The sequence below is a fragment of the Dehalococcoidia bacterium genome, from assembly GCA_021295915.1.
Classification (GTDB): Bacteria; Chloroflexota; Dehalococcoidia; order Lucifugimonadales; family UBA1123; genus VXRN01.
Genome location: JAGWBK010000006.1, coordinates 43,698 through 68,202, shown reverse-complemented (window position 1 = coordinate 68,202; position 24,505 = coordinate 43,698). Strand labels below are relative to the sequence as shown.

19 protein-coding genes and 2 pseudogenes are annotated in these 24,505 nt (G+C 57.9%); 6 read left to right on the top strand and 15 right to left on the bottom strand.

Annotated elements, in window-relative coordinates:
* Window positions 1–29 precede the first annotated feature (29 nt).
* From J4G14_03325 to J4G14_03295, 7 genes are all read right to left on the bottom strand, one after another.
* Complete coding sequence (locus J4G14_03325; protein MCE2456827.1) at window positions 30–1,877, bottom strand: ABC transporter ATP-binding protein; 1,848 nt, start codon at window positions 1,875–1,877, stop codon at window positions 30–32.
* Between the two features lie 55 nt (window positions 1,878–1,932).
* On the bottom strand, window positions 1,933–3,720 hold the full coding sequence (locus J4G14_03320) for an ABC transporter ATP-binding protein (protein MCE2456826.1): 1,788 nt from the start codon (window positions 3,718–3,720) through the stop codon (window positions 1,933–1,935).
* 222 nt (window positions 3,721–3,942) lie between these two features.
* Window positions 3,943–5,199: an ABC transporter permease gene (locus tag J4G14_03315; GenBank protein ID MCE2456825.1), complete on the bottom strand. Its 1,257-nt coding sequence runs from the start codon at window positions 5,197–5,199 to the stop codon at window positions 3,943–3,945.
* Window positions 5,196–5,960, bottom strand: a complete 765-nt coding sequence (locus tag J4G14_03310; protein ID MCE2456824.1) for an ABC transporter ATP-binding protein — start codon at window positions 5,958–5,960, stop codon at window positions 5,196–5,198. Before J4G14_03310 ends, J4G14_03315 begins: the two co-directional genes overlap by 4 nt.
* A gap of 43 nt (window positions 5,961–6,003) precedes the next feature.
* On the bottom strand, window positions 6,004–8,475 hold the full coding sequence (locus J4G14_03305; GenBank protein MCE2456823.1) for an HlyD family efflux transporter periplasmic adaptor subunit: 2,472 nt from the start codon (window positions 8,473–8,475) through the stop codon (window positions 6,004–6,006).
* Window positions 8,476–8,520: 45 nt separating this feature from the next.
* Complete coding sequence (locus J4G14_03300; protein MCE2456822.1) at window positions 8,521–9,390, bottom strand: hypothetical protein; 870 nt, start codon at window positions 9,388–9,390, stop codon at window positions 8,521–8,523.
* 31 nt (window positions 9,391–9,421) lie between these two features.
* Window positions 9,422–10,021 (bottom strand): sigma-70 family RNA polymerase sigma factor, encoded by a 600-nt coding sequence (locus J4G14_03295; protein ID MCE2456821.1) that lies wholly within the window; start codon window positions 10,019–10,021, stop codon window positions 9,422–9,424.
* 278 nt (window positions 10,022–10,299) lie between these two features.
* Here J4G14_03295 and J4G14_03290 point away from each other — a divergent pair, with 278 nt between their 5' ends.
* The 6 genes from J4G14_03290 (at window position 10,300) to J4G14_03265 (ending at window position 16,891) form a co-directional block, all read left to right on the top strand.
* A complete protein-coding gene (locus tag J4G14_03290) occupies window positions 10,300–11,808 on the top strand; it encodes an MFS transporter (GenBank protein ID MCE2456820.1) in 1,509 nt (502 codons plus the stop codon).
* A 46-nt stretch (window positions 11,809–11,854) separates the two neighbouring features.
* Window positions 11,855–12,892 (top strand): tRNA preQ1(34) S-adenosylmethionine ribosyltransferase-isomerase QueA, encoded by a 1,038-nt coding sequence (queA, locus tag J4G14_03285; protein MCE2456819.1) that lies wholly within the window; start codon window positions 11,855–11,857, stop codon window positions 12,890–12,892.
* Between the two features lie 8 nt (window positions 12,893–12,900).
* Window positions 12,901–13,851, top strand: a complete 951-nt coding sequence (locus tag J4G14_03280) for a DNA-3-methyladenine glycosylase 2 family protein (protein ID MCE2456818.1) — start codon at window positions 12,901–12,903, stop codon at window positions 13,849–13,851.
* A gap of 20 nt (window positions 13,852–13,871) precedes the next feature.
* On the top strand, window positions 13,872–14,741 hold the full coding sequence (locus tag J4G14_03275) for an alpha/beta hydrolase (protein MCE2456817.1): 870 nt from the start codon (window positions 13,872–13,874) through the stop codon (window positions 14,739–14,741).
* 112 nt (window positions 14,742–14,853) lie between these two features.
* Window positions 14,854–15,768 (top strand): YihY/virulence factor BrkB family protein, encoded by a 915-nt coding sequence (locus J4G14_03270; GenBank protein ID MCE2456816.1) that lies wholly within the window; start codon window positions 14,854–14,856, stop codon window positions 15,766–15,768.
* A gap of 16 nt (window positions 15,769–15,784) precedes the next feature.
* Window positions 15,785–16,891: a trypsin-like peptidase domain-containing protein gene (locus tag J4G14_03265; GenBank protein ID MCE2456815.1), complete on the top strand. Its 1,107-nt coding sequence runs from the start codon at window positions 15,785–15,787 to the stop codon at window positions 16,889–16,891.
* A gap of 56 nt (window positions 16,892–16,947) precedes the next feature.
* Here the strand turns inward: J4G14_03265 and J4G14_03260 are convergent, their stop codons facing one another.
* From J4G14_03260 to garR, 8 genes and pseudogenes are all read right to left on the bottom strand, one after another.
* The gene (locus J4G14_03260) at window positions 16,948–17,952 is read right to left on the bottom strand and encodes a DUF362 domain-containing protein (GenBank protein MCE2456814.1); all 1,005 of its coding nucleotides are present in this window, start codon (window positions 17,950–17,952) and stop codon (window positions 16,948–16,950) included.
* 146 nt (window positions 17,953–18,098) lie between these two features.
* Window positions 18,099–18,815 (bottom strand): annotated as a pseudogene (rpoD, locus tag J4G14_03255) (RNA polymerase sigma factor RpoD).
* Between the two features lie 474 nt (window positions 18,816–19,289).
* Window positions 19,290–19,637, bottom strand: a pseudogene (locus tag J4G14_03250) (hypothetical protein).
* A gap of 88 nt (window positions 19,638–19,725) precedes the next feature.
* Window positions 19,726–21,537 carry a DNA primase gene (dnaG, locus tag J4G14_03245; GenBank protein ID MCE2456813.1) on the bottom strand — a complete coding sequence of 604 codons (1,812 nt, stop codon included), beginning with the start codon at window positions 21,535–21,537 and terminating at the stop codon, window positions 19,726–19,728.
* Window positions 21,538–21,546: 9 nt separating this feature from the next.
* Complete coding sequence (locus J4G14_03240; GenBank protein MCE2456812.1) at window positions 21,547–21,906, bottom strand: hypothetical protein; 360 nt, start codon at window positions 21,904–21,906, stop codon at window positions 21,547–21,549.
* Between the two features lie 25 nt (window positions 21,907–21,931).
* The gene (locus J4G14_03235; protein MCE2456811.1) at window positions 21,932–22,186 is read right to left on the bottom strand and encodes a hypothetical protein; all 255 of its coding nucleotides are present in this window, start codon (window positions 22,184–22,186) and stop codon (window positions 21,932–21,934) included.
* Window positions 22,187–22,188: 2 nt separating this feature from the next.
* A complete protein-coding gene (locus J4G14_03230; GenBank protein MCE2456810.1) occupies window positions 22,189–23,277 on the bottom strand; it encodes a deoxyguanosinetriphosphate triphosphohydrolase in 1,089 nt (362 codons plus the stop codon).
* Window positions 23,278–23,471: 194 nt separating this feature from the next.
* Window positions 23,472–24,368, bottom strand: a complete 897-nt coding sequence (gene garR / locus J4G14_03225) for a 2-hydroxy-3-oxopropionate reductase (protein MCE2456809.1) — start codon at window positions 24,366–24,368, stop codon at window positions 23,472–23,474.
* Window positions 24,369–24,505: the final 137 nt, after the last annotated feature.

Sequence of the window (24,505 nt, the reverse complement as noted above, 5' to 3'; positions counted from 1 at the left end):
GCGCTGGGCTCGCGCCCGCGGCGGGAAGTCTAGTGACCGTTGCGTGACGCTGGCAGCGCTTCGTCGATGGCGGCGTAGTTCATCTTGTACAGGTGAGCGTAGAGGCCGTCCTTCTCCATAAGCTGATCGTGGTTGCCGACCTCCATCACCTCTCCGAAGTTCAGGACGACGATCTTGTCTGCCCCCCGAATCGTGGAGAGCCTGTGGGCGATAACCACGGCTGTGCGGTCCTTGAGCAGCTCCTCGAGTGCCCGTTGGATGAGGACCTCGGTGTAGCTGTCGATGTTGGCAGTGGCCTCGTCGAGGATCAGGATCCTCGGGTTGGCTACGATGGCACGCGCAAAGCTGAGTAGCTGTCGCTGGCCGACGCTCAGGTTGACGCCGCGCTCCGCGAGGAACGTGTCGTACCCATCTTGAAGTGCCTCAATGAAGTCGTGGGCGCCCACGGCCTGTGCCGCCGCGATCATCTGCTCGTCCGTGGCTTCGATGTGGTTGTACTTGATGTTCTCCCTGACTGTCCCAGAGAAGAGATAGGGCTCCTGGAGGACCATGCTCATCTGGTTGGCCAGGCTGCCTCTTACAACTTTGCGAACGTCGTAGCCGTCAACTGAGACTGTGCCCCGGCCCTGGTCGACGTCGTAGAAACGCGACATCAGACTGATCAGGGTGGTCTTGCCCGCCCCTGTTGGTCCTACGACTGCGACGACTTCGCCGGGTTCGATGTGGACGTTTACGTCTTTCAGTACGTCCTCACCTTCCACGTAGCTGAAGCTGACGTCCTTGAACTCGATCTCTCCCCGGATTGCCGGAAGACTGGTGGCGTCGTCGGTGTCGACCAGGTCAGGTTCCCAGTCGAGCAGATCGAAGATGCGAGATCCTGAGGCCATCGAGCGCTGGAGCTGCGTGTACATCATGGTGAGGTTGCGGATGGGATCGAAGAATCGCTGGATGTACAGGATGAAGGCGATCAAAACACCAACCTGCAGGCTTCCTCCTCCAATCATCCTGGCGCCGAAGAAGATGGCAAGTCCAATGGCTACGGCAGTCAGGATGTCCACGACGGGAAGCAGACCGGCTGACAGCCTGCTCGCACTCAGATTCGCCTCACGGTGGTCGACGTTCAGTCTATTGAAGTTACCCAGGTTCATGTCCTGTCGGTTCATGGACTGGACAACGCGAACGCCCGTGATGTTCTGGTTGAGTTCGCCGTTTACAATCGCTATGGTTCGCCGGACTTCTACGAACGCCCTGCGCATAAGAGGCTGCCAGATCACCATGGTTAGTATGAGCAATGGCAGCACAACCATCGTGATCAGGCCAAGCTGAACGTCGAGAATCAGCAGCGCGACGATGATTCCAATCAGGCCGAGAAGCTCTCCCAGCGTCATGACCACGAGAGCGGCGAACTCCTGCAGCTGGCCGACGTCTCCCTGTACCCGGGACATCATGCGGCCCACTTCGGTCCTGTCATAGAAAGAGACCGACTGCTTCTGGACATGGTGGAAGACGTCACGTCGCAGGTTGTAGAGAATACCCTGGCCAACCTTCTCCATTGAGAACTGCATCACGAAGTTCATTACCCAGTTCACCGCTGCAATGACGATGAACAGGACGAACATCCAGGTCAGGCCGGTGTAGTCACCGAACTCTATGAAGTCGTCGATGGCATAACCGATCAGCCATGGAATCGCGACCTGCGTGCCAGTGTAGATGAGCATCGCTATCGCCGAAATGATGGCGAGCTTCTTGAAAGGCAAAATGTACGGCAGCAACCTGTAGACGACTCGCTGGTCGTAAACGGAGCCGAACATCTCCTCATCGGGATGTCCACGACGGGCGCTGCCGCCACCAAATCCCATTCCGCCGCCCATCATCATGGGAATGCAGTCCTTAAGTGGGTCTTTTGAGTTCGAAAGATAGGCATGGCGTTACTCAGCTTCCTGACGCAGGGATTGGGGACTCGATCTCGCGCATAACCTCTTCCTGTGGTCGAAGCTGCAGATCGTAGATCTCCCTGTAGAGTCCGTTGTAGTCTACGAGCTCATCGTGGGTGCCCTGCTCAGCTATCTGGCCGTCCTTCATTACGATGATCTTGTCAGCTCGGTGAACCGTGCTCAGTCGGTGGGCGATCACGAAGGTCGTTCTACCTTCCATCACCGATTCCATCGCCATCCTGATCTGCGACTCCGTCTGCGCGTCGACGCTGGATGTCGAGTCGTCGAGAATGAGTACCGGCGGATCGAGCAGCACGGCGCGGGCAATCGACATTCGCTGACGCTGTCCGCCGGACAGCGTTGAACCTCGCTCACCAACGTGAGTGTCGTATCCGTCGGGCAGCGACTCGATGAACTCGTGCATCTGCGCGATCTTGGCAGCCTGTTCGATCATCTCCTGGGTTGCGTCAACATTGCCGTATGCGATGTTTTCACGGATCGAGGTGGTGAACAGGAATACGTCCTGCTGCACGATGCCAATGTTGCGTCTCAACGACTCGAGAGTGACGTTGCGAATGTCGGAGCCATCGATCGAGATCCAGCCGCCTGTTGAGTCATAGAATCGCGGTATCAGGTTGACCACGCTGGTCTTGCCACTTCCTGGCGGGCCCAGCAAGGCAACGACCTCGCCAGGTTGTGCATCCAGGTTCACCCCTCTCAGGACGCGCCTGGTGTGATCGTAGCTGAAGGTAACGTTGTGGAATCTGACCCGACCGCGAGGCCGGCGCAACTCGCGGGCGTTTTCCTCTTCCTGGACAGGTGACTTGGCGTCCAGGATCTCGAAAAGTCGCTGGCCTGCAGAAGCGGCGCGTGCGTAGGAGTTGACGAGCCATCCGGCCATGCGGACCGGCATCTGCAGCATCTGGAGGTAGAAGATGAACTCAGCGAGCTCGCCTACTGTCATTTCCCCGCCGATGACGCGCCTTCCACCAAAGAAGAGAATGAGTCCCATTGCCAACAAGAAGGTGAAGAGCATGAAGGACGTGCTGGAAGCACGCATCTTCTCTGCTTCGATGTAGTGTTCGGCTACTTCCTGGTTGCGACGTTCGAACTTAGACTCTTCGTGTGACTCTGCGGCGAAAGCCTTTACGACGCGGATTCCAGTGAAGTTCTCCTGGAGGACCGTGCTCATTTCGGCCATCTTTTCCTGGACGATGAGCCAGATGTTGCGCATCTTCAACCTGATCATCGCGGAGTAGATCATCACTACCGGCATGAAGCTGGCGCTAATCAGTCCCAGCCGCCAGTCCTTTATGAACAGGATTGCGCCTACGACGACGAACAGGGCTAGGAAATACGGTGTCCGCACCAACCCCATGTTGATGAACATGCGGATGTTTTCGACGTCCGTGATCGCCCGAGACATGAGGGCGCCGGTGTGATACCTGTCATGAAACCCGAAACTCATGTGCTGCACGTGGTTGTACATTGAGTTCCTGATGTCGTAGGAGACCATCTGGGATAGAGCCTCTCCCAGGTATGTCTGGAAGAATGACAGCACTCCCCTGATGGCACTCAGCCCCAGGATGATCAGGACGATCGTCACGATGCCATCCTGGGTAAAGGTGCCGGACTCGAACATCTCTTTTACTTCGTCCACAGCCTGCCCCATGTACCTGGGCATCAGCACGAACGAAATAAGCGCTCCTACCATGCTTGTGTAGGCCCCAATGAGCCTCCACTTGTGGCGGAGCGCGATACCGATAATGCGGGCGATTTCTATCATAGAGTTTACGCTGGGCGCGATCCTCCTCGCCAAGCTCCGGGAGAGGAACGCGTCCCCTAGCGAAACTGTTTCACCTGCCTCTAGCGGTGCATTGTACTACCCTTGTATGGGGTCAATGCAAGGTTAACACCAAGTCAAATTCCAAAAATTGGTTTCAGTAATCTATTTATGTGTGTACGAGAAACGTCCCCAGGTGGCGGGCAGAACAGAAGTAGGGGGCGATTACTCGTAGCGCAGGGCGTCGATGGGGTGGAGCCTTGCGGCCCGCATCGCGGGATATATCCCGAAGAAGAGGCCGATGCCGATAGATACTCCCAGCGCCAGTATCGTGACCTGGATGTCCAGGGAGGTTTCCAACGTCGGACCGCCAAGAAACTCCTGTCCGTTCATCGCCATTGTGATTAGACCACCAAGTGCGAGCCCCGCCAGTCCGCCGCCGAAACTGAGCACGGCGGCCTCCGTCACGAACTGCAGCATGATGTCGCGACGCTTCGCGCCCATTGCCTTGCGGATGCCGATTTCACGCGTGCGCTCGGTCACGGTGACGAACATGATGTTCATAATTCCGATACCGCCGACGAGGAGGCTGATGGCGGCGATGCTGCCGAGAAAGATCGTGAACGCCCCGATCGCACTCTCGATCGCTTGCAGCGCCTGCTCCTGTGTTGTGATGGTGAAGTCGTCAGCTTCGACGATGCGGTGGCGCAGCCGGAGGATGTCCCTGATCTCTCGTTCCGCACTCCCCGCGACCTCGCTGGATGCCGCCTGAACGCTGATGCTTCCGACCTGGATCTCCCCCCTGGAGTTGGGGTGGAAGTTGAGACGGTAGTGGGCCGTGGTCAGGGGGATCATTATGTTTCGGTCCAGGAAACCGAAGAACCCACCCTCCTTGCTCTCCAGCACCCCGATGATAGTGAACGGCTTGCCATTGAGCTTGATGGTCTGACCTACCGGACTTCGAAGTCCGAACAGCGACTCCGAAATTCCGGCGCCCAATACAGCGACGGAAGCTGAGTCGCGTACATGGACTGGTGAGATGAATTCGCCCTGCTCAGCGACGTAGAGGCGCACATCGTCGTAGTCGGCCGTTACTCCCAGGATGGTAGTGTCGTCCGAACTCCTCCCGTATTCGACACGAGCCCAGGTGTTGATCTCCGGTGCGACGGCGACCACAGACGGCGCGCTGACAGGGTCTAGTAGGGCATAGGCGTCGTTCAGCGTCAGGGTGGCTTCATCTCCGCCAGAACCGAAGAATGCACCGAATCCGTCGCCATCGCTCGAGCCTGGGGTAACGGTGATCAGGTTGGTACCAAGCGATTCGAACTCCGACGTGATCGACTTCTGCACTCCCTGCCCGAGAGAGATGAGTACGATCACGGCAGTTACGCCGATCACAATGCCAAGCAGGGTAAGTGCAGCTCGGAGCTTGTTCGACGCCAGCGAAGACAGCGCCGTGAGCATTATGTCGAGGGGGTTCACGCTGTGGAAGACTCCGCGGACTCCAGTGGGGCTTGCCCGACACCTGGCCTTGCGCCGCCTGGCCAAGGCTCTGCGCCAGGGGACCAGGTGTCCCTGTGGCTGTCACCTACGATCCGACCGTCCAGCATCGAGATAATCCGGTTGGTTTCCGCGGCTATGTCGAACTCATGCGTCACGATCATCAGGGTCAGTCCCTGCTCGCGGTTGAGGTCCTTGAGCAGAGTCATGATCTCCTCGCTGGACGTGCTGTCCAGGTTCCCGGTTGGCTCATCTGCCAGCATGATACTCGGCTCCTTGACCAGAGCTCTGGCTATGCCCACACGTTGCTGCTGGCCACCTGACAGCTCGGTTGGCTTGTGGTTGGCCCGGTCGCCAAGCCCGACCATCTCGAGCGCGTCCAGCGCGCGGCGCCTTCGGTCTGGGCCGCTGTTGTACATCAGCGGTAGCTCGACATTTGCTCGAGCCGTTAGCCTGGGAAGCAGATTGTAGGTCTGGAAGACGAAGCCAATCTGCCTGCCACGGATCTCCGAGAGGCGGCTGTCCGACATCGTGCTTATGTCCTGACCGTCAAGCTCATAGCGTCCGCTGGATGGAGCATCGAGGCAGCCCACGACGTTCATGAGCGTCGACTTGCCCGAGCCAGAGGGGCCGATTACGGCGACCATCTCGCCTTCTTCGATCTCCAGGGAGACTCCCTGCAGGGCGCCCACTTCTACCTCACCCATCCTGTATATCTTCGTGACTTCTTCCAGTGTGATCAGGGACATTCTTTTGAATCCTAAGGTACTGCTATAGATTGCGCCGTCAGGGGCCGCCGTTATCATCTCCGTTGTCTTCAGAGAAGAACTGCACGTCCTGACCCTCTGGCGCTACAGCGACCACCATGTCTCCCTCGTTCAGGCCTTCGGTAACGACGGTCCAGAAATCATCGCTGTTTCCGAGTGTGACTGGGGTTTCAACTGACTCCTCGTTGACCATTAGATGAACAATGGGGTCGTCGAAACTGCCTCGAATGGCATTTACGGGTATCAGGAGAACGTTAGTCTCCTTACTGAGAACTATGGAGGCAACGGCGCTCAGCCCCTCCGGCGCCTTCATGTCCGCTGGAAGTTCTATTTCGACGCGGACAGGGTAGCTTACGACTCCTCCCTGTCCTCCCTGCTGTTCCACGGGTTCCGCGCCGACGAACGATACTACGCCAACCAGGGACTGATCGGGCAGTGCATCCATCTTCACTTCCGCTTCTACACCCAGCTCGATCAGGAGGACATCTATCTCGTCTACAGACCCGTCAACCTCCACGAGTCCGGTGTCTACCAGCACGGCCACCACGTCATTCGCCTCGATGTCCTCTCCCTCTTCGGCGTTCACACGGGAGATGAAGCCGTCCGATGGTGCTCGTAGCCCTGACGCGTCCGTGAGTCGTTCCTGGGACTCTTCGAGCAGCGTCTGCGCTGCCTCCAACTTGGCAGTCATAAGGTCCAGGTCGACTGGGTCCGGGTCATTGAGAAGCTCGTCCAGGTCCTCCTGTCGCTGATCGAGAGTCAGCCGCGCCACTTCGACAGCATGGGATGCGGCGGGGTAGTCGTCCCGACCCTGTCCCGAAAGGAGTTCAGCCTGCTGGTCTTTCAGGTCATCCAGGTTCGCGCGAGCAGCCTCTACTTTCGCGGTGAGATCCGCAGCCGCAGCGGTGCCAGATGACTCGGTCAGTTCTGCATAACGATCTCGCGCGTCTGCGAGAGTCGCGCGGGCAACCTCGATATCTCGTAGGTCGGCGGTAATTTCCAGCCTGTCAGATGGGTCGGTCAGGTCCGCGAGACTCTTCCTGGCGTCATTGAGGTCCTCCTCGGCGACCTTAGCAGCCGACTGCAATTGCGCCAACACGACGGGGTCAACGGGTTCGGTGAGATCTTCGATGCGGTCCTCTGCTGCTTCGATTGCCAACTGTGAGGAGTCTATTCTTGCCTGCGCTGCAGCGAGGGCGTTGAGTGCATCGGCGTCGGCCCTCGCTCTGCTGTCGATAGCCTCTTGGTAGGCATCACCTGCTGAGCGAAACTCCTCCTCGATGCAGATAGTGCCACGCGGAGGGAGATCGTTGCGATCGCATGTGGTTTCCAGGTCTTGTCTCGAAAAGTGCAGCCATATGTGGACCTGGGATTCGTTCCACATCGTGTCGGGATCATCTGCAGGAATCGATTCGCCGAACGCCAGTCCGGTACCGCGATTCGAAGTCGCGAACAGGGATGCAAGATCGACACCGAAACCCTCTAGGGCCATTTCGTAGTCGGGGTCAAGCGATTCCCCCAGCATGACGATACCTAGCCACTTGGTGAAGGTGTCAGCATAGGCTTGCCCGGCTTCATCCCGTGCAGTCTGCGCGTTGTCGGCATTGACCTCGCCATCGCGCTGGGCTACCTCATAGTCCGTCATGGCATTGGCGAAGTTGGTCCTGCCTGCTTCTAGGTCCTGTCGCGCATTATCAAGATCTCTCGATACATCTTCATCGTTGATACCCGCCTCGTATCGTTCCAGGGCCTCTACCGCGTCCTGAAGAATAACCTCGGCCCTGGCTACTCTGTCAGTAGCGTGAGCGATCTCGAGTGCCGTAGGAGAATCTTCGAGGTCGGCGAGCGCAATCTCGGCTTCTACAACGCTGCGAGCGGCACTGGCAACGTCCAGATCGGATGGAGTCACCAGATCACCCAGGGCGTCCTCTGCATCTTCAAGCGCCTTTGCGGCGACCGCAACGCTGCCAGCCATATCGGTAATCTGCACATCTGTGGGGGCGAGTATCTCGCTGAGAGTCTCGTTGGCATCATCGAGCGCGTCCTGCGCCAGGGCAACTGACTGCCTTGCTTCTGCGACGGTTAGGTCAGGAGGCGTGATCAGATCGTTCATCTCCTCCTGGGCATCCCTGAGCGCGGCGTTTGCTTCAGTGACTTCCCGTTCGAGTCGCGCGATCGTCTCGGCATCGAGCCTTGCTACCACGTCGCCGGCCGAGACGCGCTCACCCTCCTTGACGAGTACCTCTGAGACCACACCCTGCGAACCGAAGGTCAAGTTCTCGCGTTCTGGAAAGCTGACGCTGCCGCTGACGGATATCTCATTTACAAGATCGCCCCGCCGTACAGCGACGACCTGCTGGTCTTCCTCAAGGTCTGTAGAGTCAGAGCTTGTTGCGTTGCGAATGACCAGCAATGCTATGCCCACGATAACAACAAGCCCTATGACCAAGGCGACCTTCTGCCAGCGCCTCAGTCGAGACAAGAGATTCATTGGGTGTACTCTCCAGATCGGTGAAGTATGGGTGTGGGCTTTGTATTACCGACCCGGACCGCGGTGAACCACCGGAAAGACCAGGTATGGACGACTATCAGGCGATTCAGCTTTCATGGCATGGATTATCATCCAGTACCGCAACTCAGTCTTTCTGAAGACCTGCTCCGCCCGGCGTCGGTCTTGTGGAGAGAGCCTTGAAAGTATGTGTCTGACCTTGGATCTGAAGACCTCGCGGTCCTGCTCCAGGCCTTGTACGAGACGCTCGGCCCTGGTCTGCCCTATCATGGCAGGCGGCCTGGCAGGCATCTCGATCGGATTCGCAACCACAGTGACCCCTGCATAACGCGCACAGCGGACCAGGTGATCGTTCATTCTCCGCATGGTGACGTCAGCCCTTGTGAACTGACCCCTCTCCATTAGCTTGCCGATCTCTGTGCCGCGGACCTCGGCGAGGTTCGCCTCGTAGTTTGCTCTGCCGTCGTCCGAACGAGGCAGCCTGCCTTCGACTATCTCCTTCGTGGTCTTCACCCAGTAGAGAGGCTCTCCCGGGACGGACTCGGACGATGCAGCAGTTGCCACGCCCGCTCCCATGACGAACACTAGTATGGACGCCAGGCCAACCGCGATCGGGCGAGCCACCGGGAGCCATCGGAATGAGAACCAGGCCATCCTGCGTCTTGGTGCAGCGGATCGCTGCTGCACTGCTTCAGAGAATCTCGCGAAGTTTCGAGCCCTGGCCTGTGGGTCGGGCCTGACTTCCTCTGCCGCGTTGATCGTGGCAAGGGCGACGTGAAGCAATGGCTCCAGATCGCCAGCCTGCTGAGGGTAGCGACGAAGACACTCGTGAATATCTTCACCCCTTACCAGTCGGTCGAGGCAGTCGTTAAGTGCTTCGCTGAACTCCTGGCTCATCTCTCATCTCTCGGATTGGAAAAGCAACTGATCACAGTTCGGGCTCCGGTGTCACAACTGCAAATGGCCCCGGATGGGTCATCAGGTTTCTAAGCTTTCGAATGCCTGCATGTTGGAGGGCCTTGACTGCGTTTTCCTTTCTGCCGACCGCATCAGCGGTTTCAGCTATGGACAGTCCGGCGACGAAACGAAGGGTGATTACCTCCCGTTGGAGGTCGGTCAGGCTGGACATGGCTTCGACGACCTCGCCCATGCTCCAGCTAATCTGGGCCTGGTTCTCCATCTCGCCGTCTTTCTCGCTTGAGAAGTGCAGCACCTTGTCCAGGGGCACCGTGGGTTTCCGTCCCTTGCGACGGAAATTGTCGACAACGAGGTTATGTGCAATGCGATACAGCCACGACGTAAATGGAAATCCCTGGAACCTGAACTTATCTATCGACTCCAGCATTCTCAGGAACACCTCTCCTGTGAGGTCCTCCGCCTCGAGTCGGCTGCCGCACTTGAATGAAACGTATCTGAAGATCTGGTCGTAGTACCTTTCATAAAGTTCGGCAAAAGCAGACTGGTCACCCGCCTGAGCGCGCCTGACGATCTCATCGACGATCTCGCGATTCGCCTGCTTCTCTTCCATTACTGCCTTGAATTCTCGTGGGAGCTGCCGGAGCGAATGCACGCTACGATATGTGCTCACCTGTTGTAACGCGGTGTCCGAACATTCGGTTAGCTATTTGGATGCACCAGATACCTAAAGAGATTTTAGCTGAACTGAGCGGCTGACGCCTCGGCAATGTCGCGGGTTCACGAAACCTCTTTGGTGTTAGGGGCTGCAATTCGTGTTAGCATTGCGCAGTTACCTGACTGTTGCGACAAGCTGATCTGGGTTAGCTAGACAGCCTTGAAGGAGAAGACTTGAGCGTACTTTCGGCGTTGGGGCCGTTGGTGCAAAGTAAGAGCCGCAAGGAGACGCTTCTAGCGCTGACCGCGGCCTACATGCTCGTTCAGCTTTCGAGTCTGCCGGTCGCGATCGCTCTCCCGACGATAGCCGACGCGTTCGACACGGGCATTGACGATGCCGCCTGGATTGTCATCATCTATCTGATGATGCTCGGCGCGTTCGTGATGCTCGGCGCGCGGATGGGGGACAGGTTCGGACACGCCCGCGTGTTTTTCATCGGCATTTTCTTGTCGACTGTCGGCTCGGGGTTGATTGCGCTTTCACAGGAGCTTTGGCACATCGTGGTCTGGCGTGCGGTCGCCGGTCTCGGCTCAGCAATGGTCATGGGCAACGCGAACGCGATTCTAGCTGCCAACTTCGAACCTAACGAACGAGGACGGGCCTTCGCGGTGCCGATCATCGGGGCCAGGTTTGGGACGCTTATCGGTCTTGCTTTCTTTGGGGTGTTGCTCCAGTTCGTCAGTTGGCAAATGGTGTTCCTGACATTTGTGCCGCTAGGGGTTCTCTCTATCGTTGCATGTATTCCCATGGTGCGAAGCCAGGTTTCAGTCAAGTCTGAGCGTGACAACGGACCTATAGATTGGTTTGGCGGAGTGTTACTGGTTGCAGCCGGCGTGGTGCTGGTGCTGTCAGGGTCGCATCTTCATGCGGGCGAGGAGTCATACCTGTCCTCGGACGCGCTGACTTACCATCTGCCGATGCACTTCCTGTTCATTCTGATGTTGGGAGTGTTCTTTCTTGTCGAACGCAGGGTGTCAAATCCCATTGTCGACGTTCGGCACTTCAAGGAAGGGCCATTCTCGCTGTCATTGGCCACAAACGTCACGTATCACTTCTCCATGCTGGCGACTATGACGCTGGTGCCGATACTGGTGGAGGAGGGGTTCGGCATGGCGCCACTTTTTGTGACCGTCGTGCTGCTGCCGAGCCAGGCCCTCGGGTTGTTCATGCCCATGGTGGCCGGCTGGGTTTACGATAGATACCAGCCGAGACTGATGCGGCCCATCATGATGATAATGATCGCAGGTGGCTTCCTGGTACTTAGCTTTGCGGCTTCGCGTATTCCGTTCTGGGCTCTGCCCCTGCTGATGATCCCCATCTCTGTGGGGACAAATATGTTCAATCCCATAAACAACGCTACGGTCATGAACTCGCTCCCGCTACAGCATCGCGGCGTGGCGTCAGGGATGATGGAGACAACCCGTGAGATGGGCCACGCGCTCGGCGCGACGACCGCGGCGGCGGTTCTGGCCCTCGCGCTGCCATCTGGTATCGCTCTGCTTTCCGATGCCAGCGCCCGGGGCTTTTACATACAGGGCTTCCAGCTATCAAGTCTGATGGTTGTCTTCGTGCTGTGCTTCGGCGCGCTCCTGGCATTCTTCCACCGTGCTCCGACGTTCGGAAGGCCTCCCGCTCCGCGTCAGCAGGTTGAGGGTGCAGCATCGGCGGCAGGTGGTGACTAGGCCGGTAGTCCCGGTCTCGTCCAGCCGGAAAACCGGCGGCCTAACGATGAAGACCTCAGACTTCGACTACGTCCTGCCTCAGGACCTGATTGCCCAGAAGCCCGTAGAGCCCCGAGACCACTCGCGCCTCATGCTGCTTGACCGAAAGACGGGTCAGACATCTCACAAGATGTTCTATGACCTGCCGGACCTGCTAACCGAAGGCGACCTGCTCGTTTTCAATGACAGCAGGGTCTTTCCGGCAAGGCTCTATGGGAGGTCAGAACCGTCGGGTCGTGACATCGAATTACTGCTGCTATCACGCACTGGCGAAGGGGAATGGAGAGCGCTGGTTAAGCCCGGGCGTAGAATGAGGCCCGGAGCGCGCTTCGTCGTATCCGGAGAGAATGGAAGTGGCGAAACGAACGGTGAGGTTGTCCATATGGAGCCGGCCGGGTCCAGACTGGTTCGGTTCGAATCTGAGCCGCATCTCCTGACAATCGGACACATTCCGCTGCCTCCGTACATACATGAACGGTTGCAGGACAGTGATCGCTATCAGACTGTGTACTCCAAGGCTGAAGGAAGTGTGGCCGCTCCCACCGCCGGTCTTCATTTCAGCGATTCTCTTCTTGAACGTCTGGATGAAATCGGCGTGCTACGAGCATTCGTCACTCTTCACGTCGGATGGGACTCGTTCAGGCCGGTCACATCGGAAGACCCGATGGAGCATGAGATGCACGCCGAGCAGTGGGATCTGTCGAGTGAGGCTGCGGAAGCGATCAACTCGGCACGAATAGAAGGACGCAGGATCATCTCAGTTGGGACCACGGCGGTGAGGCTGCTGGAGAACGCGGCCCTCGTGAATCCTGCATCTGATCGGCTGGTGAGTCCTGGTGCCGGTTGGGTCGACCTGTTCATCTCACCTGGATTCGAGTTCAGGGTCATTGATGGTCTGGTAACGAATTTCCATCTGCCCAAGTCGACTCTGCTGATGCTCGTATCCGCCTTCTCCAGCAGAGAGATCATCCTGAACGCGTACGAGACGGCTGTCGATGAAAGATTTCGCTTCTACAGCTTCGGCGATGCGATGCTGCTACATTGATGGGGCCAATGTATACAGCCACTCACACGTTCAAGCCACAGCCGCCGTACGATTTCGATGCCTCCGCCAGCTTCGCCGTATATGGCCGAAGCAGGTACGCGGCCGACACGTTCGTCGATGGTGTTTTCGCGAGAGGACTGGTAGTAGGTGGAAAGTCGGTAGCACTGAGTGTTTGTTCCGTAGGTGAGACTGAGAGCCCTGAGTTAGAGGTCAGCCTTGCCGGTGACGAGCTGAGTGCAGATGAGCAGTCGAGAGTCCTGGACGTCGCGATAAGGTCTGTCGGCGCTCACGGCAATCTTCACAGCTTCTATGAATCGCTTGACGCTGACGACCCGATGACCGAATTTGCAGGTCAGTTTCGAGGCCTGGGGATCCCGCAGGCAGCGACGCCTTTCGAAGGGCTTGTGCTGTCTATTCTGGGTCAGCAGATCAGCAACGAGGTCGCCCGCGTGCTCAGGAACCTCCTTGTGGATACACTTGGAGGGTCCGTTTCCTCAGAAGGCTCAGAATACCGGATATTCCCTTCTCCGTTGACGATTGCGGAAGCTGGTACTGAGGTGTTGAGGGGTATTAAGTTCAGCGCGAGGAAGGCCGAGTACATAGTCGACATCTCTGCAAGCGTGGCTTCGGGCGATCTTGACCTGGACGCGATGGCTGACCTGTCAGACGAATCGATTGTCGAGGAGCTCGTCAAGCTGCGAGGCGTGGGCCCCTGGACGGCTCACTGGCTCCTGATTCGTGCTTTCGACCGACCGGATGGCTTCCCTGAAGGCGACCTCGCCGTCCAGCGATCACTCGGGGCACTCTACAATGGCGGTGAGCGGCTGACCCCTAAGGAGGCCCTTGATCTGTCTGCCAGATGGAGTCCGTACAGAAGCTACCTGGTTACGTACATGTTTGCCGCAGCCCGCAATGGTCTGATTCAGGGGAGTCGACCCGGTAGGGCTGTCGGGCCGTAGATGACTGAGAGGAGTATTCAATGTCAGGTGCATATCCTGAAGACAAGTGGGTGTCGGTAAACGGACTGTGGCTCCATTACCTCGACTGGGGTGGCGACAGGACTAAGAAGCCTTTGATCCTGATGCATGGCATCGGTGGTCATGCACACCAGTTCGACGAGCTCGCTCCCCACATGACCGATAAGTGGCATGTAGTCGCGCTGGACGCCCGTGGATGCGGCGACAGTGACTGGAGCCGGGAGGGTTACTCAGCCCAGTCGTATGCCTCCGACGTTGGGCTATTCGCCCAGGCTACCGGCTTGTACCCCTTTGACTACTACGGGCACTCCCAAGGCTCCAGGATGGGAATGCCACTTGGAGCATACTACGGTCATCTCATCGATGGTCTGGTACTGGGTGACTACGGGCCGATGCCCGATCCCTCTCCCGCCGGAAGGGACACCGCCGCGTCGCGTATGCAGAGCGGCAACCGGGAGCGTCCAAGGGGTTTCTTCAGTGATCAGATGGCGTTCGACTGGCATCGTGAGGACGACCCCAAGGCCAGCGATGACCAAGTATGGGCGACAGTCAGACACACCTATCGCACTAACTGGGACGGGATTCTCGTGCCAAAGACCGATCCGGAAATCAGGTGGCTTCTGGGACGGACAGCGCTCAAGGAAGGACCCTTCCTGTGGAACTGCGTCGAGAGGATTAGCTGTCGGACCCTGGTGTTAAGAGGCGAGGTCAGTGCAGTGCTCGACGAGCCGCAGGCCCGAAAGATGGTGGCAACCATCCCAAATGGTAACGGCACCTTCGGTGAAGTCCCTGGAGTTGGTCACGGCCTCCACAATGAAGACATGGAAGCTACCGTAGGGATCATCCGAGAGTTCTTCGACAACGGCTCGTAGCTCTAACTGGTCTCTTATCGATCAGTAACTTGACCGCTTTCAGGACTTCTGGATACCATCTCCGGTACTCTCAGAGTTAGAGGTTGAGCGCCCAGAGAATACCGAGGACGCAGTGTACCTGGTTAGATTCATACTGATGTGCGCAGATGCCGTGAACGACTTTCTCGGCAAAAACTGCCAGTATATTGCGGGCGCAATTGCTTTCTACACGCTGTTCTCCATGTTTCCCCTCGTACTGGCGATAGTCTCCATCTGGGGTTTCTTCTTTCCCCTCGAGGTGGAACGGGAGACCATGGCCGAGCAGATGGCGGAGATCATCCCTGTCTCCTCGGATTTCATTGGCGAGACGATGAGAGGAGTGGTGTCCGCGCGCACGATAACCGGGGTCGCGGCGGTATTTGGACTGATATGGGCGTCCTCGGCTGCGTTCGGAGCGATTCGTAAGGGCATCAACGCGGCGTGGGGCGTCACAAGGACCAGGCCGTTCATCCGCGAGAGACTAATCGACCTTGGTCTGGCCTCTGGTGCCGGCATCCTGATGGTGTTTCTCCTCTTCGTAACGCCAATGGTCGGCACCATTCAGCTACTGGTGAAGACCGCTTTCCCAGATGTTACGTATGAACTAATAGGAAATCTAATTACGGTGGTCGCCTCTCCGATGATCACATTTGGGACATTGCTGCTGCTATACAAACATCTGCCGAATACCGAAGTAACCTTCAGGGACGTCTGGATGGGCGCCCTGATTGCCTCACTGGCAATTGATGGGGCTACTTGGGGTTTCATCTGGTACGTCAATACATTCCCGACATATAACGTTGTGTATGGACCAATTGGTGCGATCATGGCCCTTCTGAGCTGGGTGTATGTCTCAGCAATCATCCTGCTGTTCGGTGCCCTGGCCACTTCCAGGTATGCGCAATACGTGGATCAGATGGGCGGTGAAGTGCGCGGGCTTAGACTTCTGTGGACAGGAGTTTCACGAGTCAGAATGAGGGAATGGGAGTCCGGTGAAGTCCGGGCGTAGCTGGGCGTGGCTCCTGTTGGCCGCAGCGTCGACGTGCGTGCTCGCATTGGCATGCGGTTTCTCCTCACCTGCGCCGGCTGCCACTCCGACACCCGCGCCGACTGAGGTGCCGCCAACTGTGGCGCCAGTAGCTCCCCTTCCTCCGCAGTCGCAGGCGGGGCCCAGTGCCAATGGCTACCAGGGCCCACCTGGAATAATGCAGCTGCCCTCGATCGCCGATCTCGTCATGGGTGTTCAACCAGCCGTGGTCTCCATCTTCGTCGAGTCGGTCAATCAGGGGCTGTTCTTCGACTTCACGGACCAGGGGGCCGGCTCCGGAGTGATCGTGAGGTCTGACGGATACGTCGTCACGAACTTCCACGTGATCCATGACGTCGTTGGCATCAAGGTGCACCTGCCGGACGGCGAGACCTATGACGCCGAAGTCGTGGGCTGGGACGTCATTACTGATCTCGCGGTACTGAAGATAGAGACTGAAGACAATCTTCCCGTGATTGACTGGGGCGATTCAGACGACATTAGAGTCGGTGACTGGGTCGTTGCTGTAGGCAACGCTCTCGCGCTTAAGGGAGGCCCCACGGTCACCCTGGGAATCGTGAGTGCACGAGGGCGCACGGTGCGGACTGAAAGGGAACCGCTCTACGACATGATCCAGACCGACGCGGCCATCAACGACGGCAACAGTGGTGGGCCGCTGGTAGATATGGATGGCGAGGTCATTGGCATCAGCACCGCGGTGGAGCGGCGCGCCCAGGGAATCGGCTTCGCGATCAGCTCCGAGACGGCGCTTCCGATCATCGACAGCCTCATAGAACATGGGCGTGTGGTCAGGCCGCTGATGGGGATGCACGGAGAGGACGTTACGCCCGCCATAGCTAACAGACACGACCTGAGCGTCGATGAAGGCGTGGTGATCACCCGAGTCTCCAGGGCAGGCCCCGCGTTCAATGCGGGTCTCCAGGTCGGCGACGTGATTCTCAGCCTCGACGGGATTCCAACCTCAGATATGGGCGGGTTTCTCACGCTTCTGTGGAGCTACGAAGTTGGAGACTCGCTCCAGGTCAACTACATGCGAGACAACAAGCAGTTCGAGACGGTTGTTGAACTGATCGAGCGTCCGTAAACTCCGCCTTTAGCCTATCTGATAGGCCCTCCAGGGCGTACCCAGGTCGAGTCTCCTCAGTACTCCTGGAACAGCCGGCCCCACGGCGTCTTCATCGCCTCCTGCACACGCTTCCTGCCAACCACCTTGAGCCAGTAGGCGTTGTGGTACAGGTTCGAGGCAGCGTACGCCCAGGGGGTGATGAAGGATCTCAGCAGGATGTTCTCTAGGGACTTGAGAGGCCCCCAGTAGATTAGCTTCTGGCCGCGGCTTGCGAAGGTGTTCTCGAGGGAACTGAACCCCCAGCTCACCTCTTCGATGTCGTCCCCGACTGTGTCGATCTCGTTGAACCTGCCACATCCGAGGCCATGCTCGTCCGCGATTCGAATGAAGGGTATCGACATGGGATCGAACCCCATTAGCTTCGCTGAAACCGCATCAATCGCGACCTGGTCGGCTGATGCCAGGATCACGTTCTTGGTGTGCCAGCGCATGGCGCGGGGTCCGGGTCCGTCCCCGGCGAAAGTGCCATCTGTAACGGCGAAGATTCCTGGATGTATCTCCTTCTGTATTCGCAGGAGGTCGACCAGCGTTTCATGTATCACCGAGTGCGTCCAGTGACGCTGGTAGTTCAACAGGCCACCGAAGGCGTTCTTCATCGCGCCGGTCATGGTGGTGAATACATGCGTCTTGACCGTCGGAAGATGCACAATGTTCTTGTCCATCAGCATCCGCGGGATCTTGAATCCGTTGGGGTAGACCTTGTCGAGCACCAGCATCGGGGACTTCGGAACGAAGTCAATCCACTCTTCGTCTTCCAGGAATACCGAATCCAGTCCGTGGCTCTCGGTGACGACCTCGTGCTTGTTGTTGAATGCGCCCTCTCTCGGGTCGACCACCACGGTCCCGTTGTGGACCGGGGTAAGGCGGCCATAGCCCGCCGACTTTAGCGCTCTGATGACGCCGTCCAACTGCCAAGGCGAAGAAGAGCAGGCAGGGTAGTAGTGCTGCCAGGAGATGTTAATCTTGAGCAGGGTCTCCAGACCCGAAGGAAGCGCGGACCGTACGCCGGCCAGTTCCATCGCGTGCTGTATGTCGTCCAGCACCGTTTCGGGGCTCGTGTAGACGACGGCGACCCTGGATCTGTTCAGGGTCGCCGAAGACTGCGCTGACGACGCAGCCTGTTCAGGTCTCTCCGCTGGGGTATGAGTGGTCAAGGGCTCGCTATCTATTCAAGGAAGTCCTTGAGTTTCTTCGAGCGGTTGGGGTGCCTGAGCTTCCTGAGCGCCTTGGCCTCGATCTGCCTGATGCGTTCTCTCGTGACACCAAAGTCGCGCCCAACCTCTTCGAGCGTCCGGGCGCGGCCGTCTTCCAATCCGAACCTTAGCTGAAGGACCTGCGCCTCCCTGTCGCTCAGGGTGTAGAGCACGTCGTCCACCTGCTCCCTGAGGAGCTGGTACGAGGCCGCTTCGGCAGGTGCGAGCGCCGTGGTGTCCTCGATGAAGTCGCCCAGGTGGCTGTCCTCTTCCTCACCGATCGGGGTATTGAGGGACACTGGCTCCTGAGAGATCTTGAGGATCTCCCGGACCCTGTCGGCAGGGATTTCCATCCCCTTGCCGATCTCCTCGCTTGTCGGCTCACGACCGTACTCTTGCACAAGTCGTCGGGTCACTCTGAGCAGTTTGTTGATCGTCTCGACCATGTGGACCGGGATACGGATCGTGCGGGCCTGATCGGCGATTGCGCGAGTGATGGCCTGCCGGATCCACCATGTGGCGTAAGTTGAGAACTTGTAGCCCTTGCGATAGTCAAACTTTTCGACGGCCCGAATCAGGCCGATGTTGCCCTCCTGTATCAGGTCCAGCAGGGACATTCCTCGCCCGATGTACTTCTTGGCGACGCTGACCACCAGCCTCAGATTTGCCTCGGCAAGGTGACGCTGCGAGCGGTCGCTCGTGTCTTTGGCCATTTCGATGTGATGGTAGAAGACGATCTCGTAGGATTCGAGCGCGCTATTGAACTCGGGCGTCCTGACACGATCGGACATGGTCCTTATGTCGAAGTCGGACTTCAGCGCTTCCAGTACCGACGTTGGGAGCAGTCGGCTGCTGAGCGAGAAGATCTGTAGCTGCTCTTTGGCAACATCTGGCTCGGTATTCAGAGCGTCAGCCAGGAAGTTGACAACTTCCTGGGGAAGCTCTCCATCCAACGCGTCACGAATGTCGGGGTGCGCAATTGTCTCAGATAGACGGCCAGAGTATGGGATTGCGTGATACCTGGCGATGGCACTGGCGACGTCATGATGGTCGGCGATGTACTGGAGGAAGTGAGCAACGATCATCCACGCTCGTGGCTGTCTGCCGTCTGGAGCCGACAGTATCTCCTCCACCTTTTCGATATGTCTTCCTTCTTCGAAGTGGCGAGCGAGCTCGCGCTCCTCGGCGGCCTTGAGAAGGTTGACCCGTCCAATCTCGCGAAGGTACATACGGACCGGGTCGTCGATCATCTCGACGTTGCCCATGTCCTTTTCCCATTCGGCAGGGGCGGCAGCGGTGTTGGCGTCCGCACGCCGTGCCAGCGTCCCGTTCTTCGTCGGGCGCATGGCGTCGTAGACGCCCTCAGAGCGTTCCGGCGACAGGTCCTCACCAGTCCTGAACCCGTCCTCGGTTGAGCGGGTAGTGCTGATCAGGTCGGCAGTAGTCGAGGCCTCTGATACGAGCCCTCGGAATACATCGTCGCCGCTATCGGTGCTGATGCTTCTGTTCATATAGGCAACCCCACTTTGGTGTGACTTAAGTCCTGCCGGCCGCTTCGAACCACTGCCCCTGGGCTCGAGTCTATAGGTGAAAGGTTCTTTATTTTCTACCGGTGGAATGTAACTCCCTTAGTCTACGGTTGACCTGCTGGACCTGGGGAGTCAGTTCGCGTTGCGGAGCAACTTCAGGGCCATCAGTCTGCAACAGATTGAATTGAAAATCGCGAAGGTGTCGTTCCTCTAGGCGAGAAAGGCATTCGTTTCGGACAAATTGGAGCTCTGTAGACGACATAGGCGGCAGCTCAAGCTGCTCCAGTCGACCCAGAAGTCCAGCGAGAACGCTGTCCAGACCCTCCCTCAGTTCCCCAATTGTAGGACAGGTCAGCAACATGGTAAATAGCTGGCGGTTTTCAGAATGTCGGAAGAACTGCGGGTCGGCCTCGGCTAGGTCCTCGAGCAGCTGGGAATGCTGGACAAGAAGCGCGAGAACATACTCTTCAAGTGTGTCCGCAGCCTCGCTGCGGAGCATTGACTCGCTGACTTCTAGCTCCACTGCATGTTGAGATTCTGCCCCGCCGTTCCGCCTTCGTGTCTGGCTACCACCTCGACCTCCTATCGAGGCTCGCAGAATCTCGATAGGGATGTTGAGCTGGCTTGAGAGCTTTTCGAGGTATGGGTACTGATCTGAATCTTCGAGTTGATTAATCAAGCGAGCTAGTTCAGAGACAATGTTGACGACATTGTCTTGCACGCTCAAATCCGTGCGGGTGATCAAGGCCGGTATAACGTAATCCAATAGTGGCTGTGCACCTGCTACAGTCTCTTCCCACTTCTGGGAGTCGTTTCTAATAAGCGCGTCCGGGTCTTGGCCTTCAGGAAGCTCTGCGATCTTCAGTTCCGGAGGCCTGTACTGGCTCAGCACACTCTGACTTGCAGGGCTGCGCCTCGCCACGGTACTTCTAAAGACTCGCCACGACGACTCGAGACTTCTAAGCGTGGCCTCCTGTCCGGCGGCGTCCGGGTCGAGCGCGAGAACGTAGCTCTGTGCCAGCGATCTGAGCTGCGACACCTGGTTCTCGGTTAAAGCAGTCCCCATGGATGCGACTACGTTCGAAAAGCCGTGCTCATGGGCCGCTATGGCGTCCATGTAGCCTTCCACGATCACGGCGGTTCCTGTCTGTCGAATCCTGGCTGTCGCCATGTGAAGCGCGTATAGGGTATTTCGCTTGTCGAAAGCCTCTGTAGCAGCCGTATTGATGTACTTGGGATTCGAGTCGTCCAGAGCCCGAGCTCCGAATCCGATTACGTTCCCATCGCGGTCGCAGATCGGGAACATCAGGCGGCCCCTGAAGAAGTCGTAAGGTCGTCCGTCGTCGGTCTGTCTGACCAGACCTGCACCCAAGGCAGCCTCCCGCGTGACCCCAAACGTTTTGAAATGCTGAACGAGACCGTCCCACGAGTCGGGACTGAGCCCCAACTGGAACTTGTCACGCGCTTCCTGGCTAACCCCTCGGTCGTCCAAGTAGTCTCGCGCCAATTTCCCTCGGTCTGAATTCAGTACCTCCTGGTAGAACTCCGCTGCCGCGTTGTTGGCGCTCTGTGCCGCGTTTGAGGCCGCTCGAACCCGGCTGGGCTGAAGCTCGACGCCAGCCTTTTGGGCGAGCGTTTTCAACGCGTCCCGGAATTCCATGTTCTCGGCGCGCATTACGAAGCTGAAGATGTCTCCGCCAACTGCGCACGCGCCGAAGCATCGCCAACTCTGCCGCTCAGGACTGACGACGAAAGACGGTGTCCGTTCCGTGTGGAATGGACAGTTTGCCTTCAGCGTCCTGCCGGACTGCTGGAACGTGACGTAGGGCGCGACAACTTCGACTATGTCGAGTTTCGCCCGTATGTCGTCGACTACGCTCATCAGTCCAAGCTAGTCCTCTGCCTGCTCATAGGCATACTGGGTAATTTCGACCAGAGGCTCGCGAATGCCCTTCATGTGCCATGCTATGTGGTCGATAGTGGAACTCATGTCTACGAGGGTGTCGCCTATCTCCCCCCAATCGTTGTCTGCCTTCAGGAATGCCCGAAACTGTTCTGCGAGCGAGTTCTGCGCACTCCATAGGTCACCGAGATCGGTGCACACCTGGGATAGCTGCTCGTCCAGTTCGTCTGGCAAGCCCATCTCCTTGAGCTTGATTACGACGCTGTGCGCCATTACGGACGCACGCCTCGCCTGATCGAGACCTGGGTCTCGTTCGAGGTGCTTGTCGATGTTCAGTTCAGAGTCCAATAGCTGGCCTTTCCATTCGTCAGGATCAGTTGAGTCCGACAGCGTAGTGGGTGATGTAAGTCATCCAGAGGTCGCGGACCGACTCCAACGTTGCGGGCTGAAACTCGGGATCGAGTTCGTTCACGTTTTCGAAGATACCCTTCCACAATTCGTCGACCTCGGCCTTCCAGGGCGCGTACTCGAGACCGTGAGCGTCACGTTGCATTGCTTCCAGGTGTTCCTTGATCATCCTGACCTGGTTCCCCACGGTGCGTACCCTGATGCGGTCTTGCGGATCCAAGATTACGTACGCTCCTTGAAGGGCCGTGTTATTCCTGGCTCGATACTTTCGGCGACTCTCATCGCGTAATGGTCCGTCATGCCGGAGATGAAATCCACGACCGCTTCGTCCTCAGACCGGCTGCGGTGGTCGTACTCAGCGGGGATCTCGTCACGGTTAGTGTCGAAGTGTGAATACAGGAGCCGCATGACTTCGCGGGCTGCTCTGCCCTCCGGGGAGCGGTCGGTTGGGATGTACACCTCGTCGAACATAAACTCCCGCAGGGTGTAGAAGGCGCTCTTGACCTCGTCTCCCATCTCGATTGAAGGGGCGTCGCTGGTTTTTTCTACCCCTGTATGACCAGCCATAAGCTCGCCCGACGCCATCCAAGAGGCGGCGATAATGTCTGAGACCATCGTGTCGATGCGCTCCGCGTGGGTCGTGCCCAGCACATCTGCCACCTGATCCGGAAGTCGGTCCTGGGTCAGCACTCCCGCCCGAAAGGCATCTGCGAGGTCATGATTGAGGTATGCGACCGCGTCTGAAATCCTGCATATCTGAGCCTCGAGACTCAGTTCCTCAACCGATTCGATGCCAAGGAAGTCTCCCCTCGGCTTCGAGTGGCGAAGGATGCCCTGGCGGACTTCCCATGTGAGGTTCAGCCCTTGCCCCTCTTTTTCCAGTCGGTCGACTATTCTCAGGCTCTGCTCGCTGTGCTTGAAGCCGCCGGGGTACAGGTCATCGAGCTCGTCCTCGCCAACGTGGCCGAAGGGCGTGTGACCAAGATCGTGGCCCATGGCGATCGCCTCAGTGAGGTCTTCGTTGAGGTTCAACGCCCTCGCGATGGTCCGCGCAATCTGGGCGACCTCAAGAGTGTGCGTAAGCCTTGTGGCGTAGTGGTCCCCAAGGGGCGCGATGAATACCTGCGTCTTGTGCTTCAGCCTGCGAAAGGCCTTCGTATGCAGAATACGGTCACGGTCGCGCTGGTACTCAGACCGCATAGCCGAAGCAATCTCTGGCGTCCTGCGACCCCGACTGGTGACCGACCTCTGAGCGAATGGAGAGAGGCGGCTTTCTCGATCATCCAGACGCGAGGCTATCGCGTCCGAAATTTGAGAGGGCAGTCTGGATGTGGTTGCAGTCCGCGTCGAGATTAGTTCGGGCCTCCCATGGTGATCGAGAGGCTGGGGCGCCAACTCGACCAGATGCCGTATTTTAGCATAGGCAGCAAAATGTCAAGCTACGTGAACACTCGCTAGTTTTGGGACACATCTGCTGCACTGTTGGACGCTTCACGCCACTAGCCCTAGTCGCCGCTGATCTTCACCCCTGCCATGTCCTCGATGAAGTTGGCAATAGCCGAGTGGTCAGCGTTGCCCTTGCCCTCATTCATTAGCGAGACGATCATCTGCTGAACGAGTGACGTCACCGGCAGTCCTACGCCAAGCTCCCTGCCGGTCTGGATGGCATTGTTCAGGTCCTTGTTGTGAAGGACAATCCTGAATCCGGGCTCGAAGTTACCTTCGATCATCATGGGTCCCTTCGCGTTGAGCACGGTGGAACCTGCCAGGCCGCCCTTGATCGCATCTAGCACTGTCGATGGGTTGAGTCCCGCCTTCTTGGCCAGGGTGAGCGCCTCACCGACGGCCTCGATGTTCGCCGCAACGATGATCTGGTTTGCGAGCTTGGTGGTGTTGCCGGCTCCGTAGTCTCCGCAGAGGACGATGCTCGATCCGACTGCTTCGAGCAGCCCCATGTGTGCATCGAACACTTCCTGCTTGCCGCCGACCATGATCGCGAGCGTAGCTGAAATCGCTCCAGGCTCACCACCGGATACTGGGGCATCAAGAAAATCAACGCCCTGCGCCTCGCAGGCGGCTGCGATCTTCTGGGAGCTCGCGGGCGCGATTGAGCTCATGTCAATGACTACTGAACCCTCGGAGGTGCCTTCGAGAACGCCATTGGGACCCAGGATTGCCGCCTCGGAGTCAGCCGAGTCTGGGACCATTGTTATGACGGTCGGAGCAGACGCGGCAACTTCAGCCGATGATGATGCGGGCTTGGCGCCGTCGCTGACTATCTCCTCAATTGCCGAGCCGACAACGTCGTAGACCGTAAGTGAGTATCCGGCCTTCATAAGATTGCGGGCCATGGGCCTGCCCATGATGCCCAGTCCGATGAATCCCACGTCGCCGCTTGGCATGTTGATCTCCTTCTATCAGATCGAGTTGAGGTTGCATTGTGATAAGTCACTTGTGACTGCGTGAAAGGTTAATCCGTACTATGTTGCCGGTCAAGTATAGGCGCATTGCGGGGATTGACTGCCTAACCTCCTCTAGC